Annotated in this window: 1 protein-coding gene; it reads left to right on the top strand. The window is 79.9% G+C overall.

Annotation, left to right across the window (positions count from 1 at the left end; genetic code table 11):
• A partial coding sequence (locus DW299_RS12830) for a flagellar hook-length control protein FliK (RefSeq protein WP_136036815.1) occupies positions 1-384 on the top strand: 384 nt, incomplete at both ends.

Raw genomic sequence — 384 nt, forward strand, 5'->3', positions numbered from 1 at the left:
CCGCCGCGCCCGCCGCCGCGGCACGGACCCCGCTCCTGCCGCAGCTGTCGGCGCCCGTGGTCTCGCTCGCCCACGCGTCCGACGGCGACCACCGGATCACGCTCACGGTGTCGCCCGAGAACCTGGGACCGGTGACCGTGCGCGCCCACATCTCCGGCGCCGCGATCCGCATCGAGCTGCAGGCGCCCGGTGAGCTCGGCCGCGAGGCGCTGCGGGCGATTCTCGCCGACCTCCGCCGCGACCTCGCCGTCGCCGCGCCCCAGGCCACCCTGAGTCTCGCCTCGTCGTCGGACGGCCCCGGCTCGTCCACCCCGCAGGGCCCCTCCGCCGGAGGCCAGGGCGCCGCCGGGGGCCAGGGCACCGACCGGCAGCCCGCGGCCGCGC

The sequence above is a fragment of the Microbacterium sp. K35 genome, from assembly GCF_004794375.1.
GTDB lineage: Bacteria > Actinomycetota > Actinomycetes > Actinomycetales > Microbacteriaceae > Microbacterium > Microbacterium sufflavum.